Annotated in this window: 7 protein-coding genes; 2 read left to right on the top strand and 5 right to left on the bottom strand. The window is 46.5% G+C overall.

Annotated features, from left to right (window positions below; all coding sequences use genetic code 11):
* Positions 1-159: 159 nt before the first annotated feature.
* Positions 160-942: a HipA family kinase gene (locus tag Q0110_RS14480; RefSeq protein ID WP_297907830.1), complete on the top strand. Its 783-nt coding sequence runs from the start codon at positions 160-162 to the stop codon at positions 940-942.
* On the top strand, positions 920-1,303 hold the full coding sequence (locus Q0110_RS14475; protein ID WP_297907827.1) for a DUF3037 domain-containing protein: 384 nt from the start codon (positions 920-922) through the stop codon (positions 1,301-1,303). The genes Q0110_RS14480 and Q0110_RS14475 overlap by 23 nt, the downstream gene beginning before the upstream one ends.
* Positions 1,304-1,387: 84 nt before the next feature.
* Here Q0110_RS14475 and gltA read toward each other — a convergent pair whose 3' ends face one another.
* The 5 genes from gltA to Q0110_RS14450 all read right to left on the bottom strand — a co-directional run bounded on the left by gltA (position 1,388) and on the right by Q0110_RS14450 (position 6,298).
* Positions 1,388-2,863, bottom strand: coding sequence for an NADPH-dependent glutamate synthase (gltA, locus tag Q0110_RS14470; RefSeq protein WP_297907822.1), 1,476 nt, complete (start codon positions 2,861-2,863; stop codon positions 1,388-1,390).
* Between the two features lie 21 nt (positions 2,864-2,884).
* Positions 2,885-3,682: a sulfide/dihydroorotate dehydrogenase-like FAD/NAD-binding protein gene (locus Q0110_RS14465; RefSeq protein ID WP_297907819.1), complete on the bottom strand. Its 798-nt coding sequence runs from the start codon at positions 3,680-3,682 to the stop codon at positions 2,885-2,887.
* A gap of 91 nt (positions 3,683-3,773) precedes the next feature.
* Positions 3,774-4,160 carry a co-chaperone GroES family protein gene (locus tag Q0110_RS14460; RefSeq protein WP_297907816.1) on the bottom strand — a complete coding sequence of 129 codons (387 nt, stop codon included), beginning with the start codon at positions 4,158-4,160 and terminating at the stop codon, positions 3,774-3,776.
* Between the two features lie 112 nt (positions 4,161-4,272).
* Positions 4,273-4,866 (bottom strand): DUF4251 domain-containing protein, encoded by a 594-nt coding sequence (locus Q0110_RS14455; RefSeq protein WP_297907813.1) that lies wholly within the window; start codon positions 4,864-4,866, stop codon positions 4,273-4,275.
* Between the two features lie 85 nt (positions 4,867-4,951).
* On the bottom strand, positions 4,952-6,298 hold the full coding sequence (locus tag Q0110_RS14450) for an MATE family efflux transporter (protein WP_297907810.1): 1,347 nt from the start codon (positions 6,296-6,298) through the stop codon (positions 4,952-4,954).
* Positions 6,299-6,307 lie beyond the last annotated feature (9 nt).

Raw genomic sequence — 6,307 nt, 5'->3', positions numbered from 1 at the left:
ACCTTGCCAAGGTTAGGGTCGCGGGTTCGAGTCCCGTCTTCCGCTCGCTTCCAAAGGCCTCGCTGTTCGAAAGGATAGCGGGGCTTCTTATTTAGGTATATCACGAAAGGTCCCGATTAAAATTTAATTGTATCTTTATCTCCAATTAATGCGAGAGCTATGGAATTACGAACAGCGAATGTTACCCGATATATCATGCCTTTGCGAGAAGGAGGCTCATTGCCTGCTTTAGCGGAAGCCGACGACGAATTTAAGTATGTCGTAAAATTCAGGGGGGCCGGACACGGAACAAAAGCCTTAGTCGCCGAGTTGATCGGAGGAGAAATAGCCCGTACCTTGGGCTTGCATGTACCGGAACTGGTTTTCCTCAATCTCGATGAGGCCTTCGGGCGATCGGAAGGTGATGAGGAAATACAAGACTTACTCCGGGCAAGCCAGGGGTTGAACCTAGGATTGCATTTCCTGCCGGGAGCCTTGACATTCGATCCGGCAGTCAATCACGTAGATCCCAGACTTGCCTCACAAGTCGTATGGCTCGACGCTCTATTGACTAACATAGACCGTACGGTCCGAAATACGAATATGCTGGTATGGAACAAGGAACTTTGGCTCATCGATCATGGGGCTTCCCTATTTTTCCATTTCTCATGGGTAAACTGGCAAAAACACGCGATCAGTCCTTTTATCCAGATCAAGGATCATGCATTATTACCGCAAGCAACTCTGCTGGAGGAAATAAACGGGGATTTCAAGCGTATCCTAACGGAAAGGAAAATACAGGAAATAGTAGGCTTGGTACCCGATGACTGGCTGCATTGGCACGATAGCCCCGGTACGCCTCAAGAAATACGCGATGTATATATCCAGTTCCTTATCGACCGAATCGCTCATTCTGATACGTTTATAAATGAAGCCCGACATGCAAGACAAACACTTATATGAATATGCCGTAATCCGTATCGTTCCAAAAATCGAACGGGAAGAGTTTATTAATGTAGGCCTTATCATGTTTTGTAAACGACCTAAATTCATCAAAGCCCGCTATCATGTAGATGAAGAAAAACTTCGTCTGCTAGCGCCTGGTATGGATAAAGAATCTTTGTGTGCCAACCTCCATGTTTTCGATAAAATATGTTCCGGAGCAAAAGATGGAGGCCCTATAGCCCATCTGGACATCCCGGAACGTTTCCGTTGGCTTACCGCCGTAAGAAGCGCCTCAATACAAACCTCACGCCCACATCCCGGTTTTTCCTGTGACCTGGAACGAACCTTCGAGAGGCTATTTCAAGAACTGGTCTTATAAACAAACCCTAGGCATAAATCATAAAAGAAAAAAGACGGATCATCTGAACGACCCGTCTTTCTCTTTATCGGAAAAATATCTATATTACGCTTTTCCCCGTAGATCCGCATCCATAGCGGCAGCGGCCTTACGGCCATCTCCCATCGCCAGGATCACGGTAGCTCCACCGCGAACGATATCGCCACCGGCATATACATCGCTTAAAGCGGAACGCATACTGTCTTCCTCCACTACGATCGTACCCTTCTTACTTACCTCCAGCCCTTCAAAGGCACGAGGAATTAACGGATTCGGGGATACACCAACACTAACGATGACCTCATCTACATCGATCGTCTCGATAGCCCCCTCGATAGGTACCGGACGGCGGCGGCCAGAGGCATCCGGCTCACCTAGCTCCATCTTCTGCAAACGCATCTGCTTAACACGACCTCTCTCGTCGCCTATATACTCGACCGGATTATGAAGCGTCATGAACTCTACGCCTTCTTCCTTCGCATGTTTCACCTCTTCCAAACGAGCCGGCATTTCTTCCTCGCTACGACGATAGACAATCATGGCACGCTCTGCACCCAGACGACGAGCGGTACGGACAGAGTCCATAGCGGTATTTCCCCCACCGATCACAGCGACCTTCTTTCCTTGCAATACAGGCGTATCGCTTTCCGGATTCGCCGCATCCATCAAGTTTACACGGGTCAGATATTCGTTGGACGACATCACGCCTACTAAATTCTCTCCCGGGATATTCATAAAGTTAGGTAAGCCCGCACCACTTGCCACGAATATGCCCTTAAAGCCATCCGTCCGCAAATCCTCATAGCTGATCGTCTTCCCCACGATACAATCTTTCTCGAACTGTACACCCATCTTACGAAGGCCATCGATTTCCACGTCTACGATCTTATTCGGTAACCGGAACTCGGGGATACCATATTTCAGCACACCCCCTATCTCATGTAATGCCTCAAACACAGTTACGTCATATCCGCGCTTAGCCATATCTCCGGCAAATGACAATCCGGCAGGGCCGGAACCGACCACGGCAATCTTGATTCCATTCTTCTCCGCAATCTCCGGAACCGATATATTTCCGCTCTCACGTTCGTAATCAGCGGCGAAACGCTCCAAATAACCGATAGCAACCGCCTCCTTTCCCATTTTCAAATGGATACACTTGCTCTCGCATTGTTTCTCCTGCGGGCATACACGACCGCAGACAGCAGGCAGTGCACTAGTCTCTTTCAATGTCTTAGCGGCCTCCAAGAATTCCCCACGCTCAATATTCTTGATAAAAGTAGGTATATTAATATTCACCGGACACCCCTGCATACAAGTAGGATTCGGACAATCCAAACAGCGCCCGGCCTCTTGCATAGCCTGCTCTTTTGTCAAACCTAAATTTACCTCTTCCAAACGGGTATGGCTCCGATATTCCGGATCTAACTCGTTCATCTTCACACGGGGTATATCTGTACGTTCTTTATTTTTCTTGCTTTTGCGAAGTGCCTCCCGCCAAGGTTCGGCACGGCGGGCAGCGATTAGTTCTTCTATTGTCATGATTCAAATACTGTGGTTTCGTTATTTCTTCTCTATATCCTTATAAGCGCCAAGACGCATGATCATCTCATCAAAGTCTACCTGATGAGCATCAAATTCCGGCCCGTCCACGCAAACGAACCTGGTCTTTCCACCCACCGTGATACGACACGCGCCACACATTCCCGTTCCATCCACCATGATCGTATTCAAGGATGCCACGGTAGGGATCTCATATTTCTTGGTAAGAGCGGAAACGAACTTCATCATGATGGCCGGACCGATCGTAACGCATAAATCCACTTTCTCCCGGTTGATTACACTCTCCACGCCATTCGTCACCAAACCTTTGGTACCATACGAGCCGTCATCGGTCATGATAATTACCTCATCCGAGTTTTGACGCATCTGTTCCTCAAGGATGATCAAGTCCTTGGTACGGGCCGCCAACACGACGATCACACGATTTCCCGCTTTATGGAAAGCCTCGACAATCGGTAACAACGGGGCGACTCCCACGCCACCACCGGCACAAACAACCGTCCCGACTTTCTCGATATGGGTAGCCTGGCCTAACGGACCTACCACATCCGTGATATAGTCTCCCTCGTTCAATTCGCAGATTTTACGAGATGAACCGCCTACTGCCTGGATTACCAGCGTAATGGTACCTTTCACGGTATCTGCCCCGGCGATAGTGAGAGGTATACGTTCGCCTTTTTCGCCAACCTTCACGATCACAAAATGACCGGCCTTGCGGGAACGGGCGATCAAAGGAGCCTCTACTTCCAGCTTCACCACGTTGGCAGAGAAATGTTCTTTACTTACAATCTTATTCATTATAATCGCTGCTGTTGATAGTTTGTCTTGTTTTGTTGGCAAAAATAAGATAAAAAAGTGAATATATCCCCATTTTACTTAACAAAAAGCTTTATTCAAACAAGCCTTCGTCGCGAACTAACATCAATATAGCGGAATGAGGGACGATCAAGAACTTCTCGTCATTAAAATTGATCTCATAAGCGGCGCTCTGCAAATAGACAGCCAAATCACCTTCACGGGCTTGAAGCGGCAGGTATTGTACTTCTTCTCCTTTCTTCTTTTCCCAGATCTCATGCTCCTCAGATTGGGAAGGTAATGGATATCCGGGCCCTGTCTTTATAATATAACCCGCCTGTATTTTCTCTCCTTGTTGGACTGAGGGAGGCAAATATAGGCCGGTCTTAGTCTGGCTCTGCGGATTCTTAGGCTTAATCAATACTTTATCGCCTATCATCAGGAATTTATCAATGTCTTTTTGATCTATGGATAGTTGCATGATTATAATATGTTAAATTTTCATTTCGCGAACTTACGGAAAGTTTGCCAAAAATAAAAGCGAGCCTTCTTGATGAAAGCCCGCTCTTATCTATAATGAACATTTATCTACATTAGATAGAACGCCCCTTGAATACGTTCGACTCGCTCGAAGGATAGAGATTTCCCGTAAAGGATATACGGTTGCTATTAAAGTTTGGCGATACCGTAGCGGTACATTTATTCGTACCTTTCGCCATACGGAACGTAACCCTAGCGGATACCGCTACACCCTGCACATTCATCTCATACATAACATTACCCTTCTTGTCTGTCTTCATCTGTATTCCAGAGGTTGTGCCATCAACCGTTATACCACCTATTCCGTTAGGACCGGCCGCCGGAGTATTAAACGCTAATTGAATGGTAGCCTTCTCACCCTTCACCGAAACGAAGTTCGTGTTTGGAGTAACATAAACAAAACTACCGCGCTTAAACTCTATACGATCTGCCTCCAATACGAAATCCTTATTTTCCAAAGCTCGCACCGCTTGTTCAAACAATGCGTTAGCTTCTGCTTCCTCCGCGGCTTTTTTCGCAGCTTTCTCCGCTTTCTTTGTCTCTTTCTCGGCCTGCTTCGCGGCTTTCTCTGCCGACTTGTCTTGCTGTGCCATCACCGACCCTGCACCAAATAATAAAACGGCGAGCAATAATACAATCTTCTTCATATCAACTCTTTTTTTAAAGGTTTGTCTATAAAAGTACTTTTATACATACAATAAAAATACAATTAACATCGACATAAGTTCATCCTTATCCCTTATTTTTCACGTTTTTAACATGATGCCATAAAAAGCCCCACGCAGTTACAGCCGCTATGAAATCAGAGAAAGGTTGTGCCAGCCAAACACCGTTCAGCCCCCACATCGGAGGAAATAGCAGGATAGCTGGTATCAGGAACAAGACTTGCCGGCTTAAGCTCAGGAACATCGCCTTCCATGCGACACCGATACTTTGGAAAAATTGGCTGATCGTAATCTGGGAACCGACAACGAAAAATACCAACATCGTCAAACGTAATCCATTATCCGTAATCGCCACTAACTCGGCATCCGTAGAGAACACGCTAACGATCAATCCTGGAAATAACAAACTGATGGCACATCCTACCCCGGTAATCAAGGTAGACACTATAATAGACAACCGCAATGTCGCTAATACCCGGTCATGATGTCCGGCACCATGGTTAAACCCGACAATCGGCTGCATTCCTTGAGCGATACCGATAATCAACATAACCAGCAACATAGCGATACTAGAGATAATACCACTGGCGCCAATCGCCAAATCGCCTCCATTCTCTTTCAACGCATGATTCATGATCACCACAACCGCACTACCCGCAAGTTGCATGGAAAAAGGAGACATGCCGATCGTAAATATATTCCAAATAATAGGTTCCTTCAACCGGAAATATTTCGTATGGAAACGTACGATACTATCTTTGCTGATAAAATGACTCATCACGAAAGCGGCACCGGCAGCCATCGAGATTACCGTAGCGATAGCGGCACCTTTTATCCCCATATCCAGCCAGAAGATAAAGATAGGATCTAATATCACGTTTAACACGGCACCAATCATCATCGTGAACATCGCCTTTTTCGGGTATCCGGAAGCACGCATCACGGCGTTAAAGCTAAAACTCAATGTTGCCAGTAAATTACCCGGGATAGCGATATATAAATAATCTTTCGCATAAGGGATCGTCTGTTCGCTTCCTCCGAACCACATCAATAAGTCATCCAAGAAAATCATACTTGGAATAATTGTCAAGGCTCCGATAATGAATGTCAAAGTGAAAGCATTTCCCAGCACGTTATCTGCCATATCATTCGCTTTCCGACCAAGGTGAATGGAGACCCGGGTAGCGGCTCCCGCACCGATCAACATGCCAAAAGCCTGCATAAAAAGCAGAATCGGGAAAGTCAATGTCAATCCGGAGATTGCCAACGCACCGACTCCTTGCCCGATAAATATGCGGTCTACGACATTATAAAGAGCATTGACCATCGTCCCGATCACAGCGGGTATCGCATAATGTACCAACAAACGGCCTATATTCTCATTTTCCAGCCGCCACGTAATTTCATTTGACATTATAAAATT

The sequence above is a fragment of the uncultured Parabacteroides sp. genome (assembly GCF_947855115.1).
In the GTDB taxonomy this organism is placed as follows: domain Bacteria; phylum Bacteroidota; class Bacteroidia; order Bacteroidales; family Tannerellaceae; genus Parabacteroides.
This window is presented reverse-complemented; position numbering and strand designations above follow the sequence as displayed.

What these genes read in the sequence shown, in the direction of transcription:
- Q0110_RS14460 (WP_297907816.1), bottom strand. Translation starts at nt 4,160, where the DNA reads ATGCAACTATCCATAGATCAAAAAGACATTGATAAATTCCTGATGATA.
- Q0110_RS14480 (WP_297907830.1), top strand. Translation starts at nt 160, where the DNA reads ATGGAATTACGAACAGCGAATGTTACCCGATATATCATGCCTTTGCGA.
- gltA (WP_297907822.1), bottom strand. Translation starts at nt 2,863, where the DNA reads ATGACAATAGAAGAACTAATCGCTGCCCGCCGTGCCGAACCTTGGCGG.
- Q0110_RS14465 (WP_297907819.1), bottom strand. Translation starts at nt 3,682, where the DNA reads ATGAATAAGATTGTAAGTAAAGAACATTTCTCTGCCAACGTGGTGAAG.
- Q0110_RS14455 (WP_297907813.1), bottom strand. Translation starts at nt 4,866, where the DNA reads ATGAAGAAGATTGTATTATTGCTCGCCGTTTTATTATTTGGTGCAGGG.
- Q0110_RS14450 (WP_297907810.1), bottom strand. Translation starts at nt 6,298, where the DNA reads ATGTCAAATGAAATTACGTGGCGGCTGGAAAATGAGAATATAGGCCGT.
- Q0110_RS14475 (WP_297907827.1), top strand. Translation starts at nt 920, where the DNA reads ATGCAAGACAAACACTTATATGAATATGCCGTAATCCGTATCGTTCCA.